The sequence below is a fragment of the Rhizobacter sp. P2_H2 genome, from assembly GCF_056403375.1.
The window spans coordinates 1-1,295 of record NZ_JBFUFP010001326.1 but is presented as its reverse complement, the minus strand read 5'-3'; the positions used below and the strand labels follow the sequence as shown (position 1 = coordinate 1,295).

The following is a 1,295-nucleotide window of genomic DNA, read 5'->3' as shown; positions in this document are numbered from 1 at the left end:
TCATAGAAGGGTGCAGCTCGTRACATGCGCCTCGACGCAGTGACTTTCGCCACCATGCCCACCCTCGACTACCGCACCGCCTTCGACCTCGCCCCCGTCGGCTTGGTGCTGTCGCGCAACCGGCTGATGGTCGACTGCAACCAGCAGGTGCTCGCGATGTTCGGTGCGGCGCGCGATCAGCTGGTCGGGCAGTCGTTCGAGATGCTGTACCCGACGCACGAGGAGTTCGAGCGCACCGGCGAGCGCATCGTCGCCGCGCTCGATGCGAACGGCTGGTACGCCGACGAGCGCGTGATGAAGCGCGTCGACGGCCCGCAGCGCGGCGAGCTGTTCTGGTGCCATGTGTCGGGCCGCGCGCTCGACCCGGCGCAACCGCATGCGGCCGGCATCTGGAGCTTCGAGGACCTGTCGTCGCGCCGCCGCCTGAAGGCCGAGCTGACGGCCCGCGAGCGCGAGATCGCCGCGCTGCTGATCGAGGGGCTCACCAGCAAGCTGATCGGCAAGCGGCTGGGCATCAGCCCGCGCACCGTCGATGTGTACCGCGCGCGGCTGATGCGCAAGTACGGCGCGGCAACGACGCCAGAGCTGATCTACAAGCTGCTGGCGGCGTGACGCCCGCGCGGTGACACGCCGCCCCTCCCTCAGTTGCCGAGGATCACCTTGAAGATCTTCTCGTCGCTGTTGTTGGCGGTGCTGTCCTTGTCGCCGTTGTTGGTGGTGCTCATCCACAGGTTGCCGTCGACCGAGGGCTCCACCGTACGGATGCGGCCGTAGGTGCCGCGGAAGAGTTCCTGCACGTTGGTCAGGCTGTCGCCGCTGATGACTTCGCGGTACACGCGGGTGCCGCGCTGGCAGGCCACGTACAGCACGCCGCGCACGATCGCGATGCCGCTGCACGAGCCGTCGGCCGTCGGGTAGGTGTGCCTGGGCGCGATGTAGCCCGAGGTGGCGCAGCCGCTGCCGCTGCGCGACAAGGTGCCCTCGCAGTCGGGCCAGCCGTAGTTGCCGCCCTTCTGGATCAGGTTGGTCTCGTCCATCGTGCTGTCGCCGAACTCCTGCTCCCACAGCCGGCCCTGCGCATCGAAGGCCAGGCCCTGCGGGTTGCGGTGGCCGTAGCTCCACACGTAGTTGCCGAACGGGTTGTCGGTGGGCCGCGTGCCGTCCGGGTTCAGGCGCAGCACCTTGCCGTTCAGGCCGCTGGTGTTCTGCGCGTTGGCGCCGTTCTGCGCATCGCCGGTGGCCACGTAGAGCTTGCCGTCGGGCCCGAAGCGCAGGCGGCCGCCGTTGTGGTACTT

2 protein-coding genes are annotated in these 1,295 nt (G+C 68.8%); one reads left to right on the top strand and one right to left on the bottom strand.

All coding sequences use genetic code 11. The annotated features are described in order from the left end of the window. Positions 1–54: 54 nt before the first annotated feature. Complete coding sequence (locus AC1D15_RS32795) at positions 55–612, top strand: helix-turn-helix transcriptional regulator (protein WP_047512364.1); 558 nt, start codon at positions 55–57, stop codon at positions 610–612. A 29-nt stretch (positions 613–641) separates the two neighbouring features. On the opposite strand, the gene AC1D15_RS32790 is transcribed toward AC1D15_RS32795, so the two are convergent. Further along, a partial coding sequence (locus AC1D15_RS32790) for a PQQ-dependent sugar dehydrogenase (RefSeq protein WP_477829351.1) occupies positions 642–1,295 on the bottom strand: 654 nt, incomplete at its 5' end.

Excerpts from the sequence above, each read along its gene's own strand:
- AC1D15_RS32795 (WP_047512364.1), top strand. The coding sequence starts at position 55 with ATGCCCACCCTCGACTACCGCACCGCCTTCGACCTCGCCCCCGTCGGC.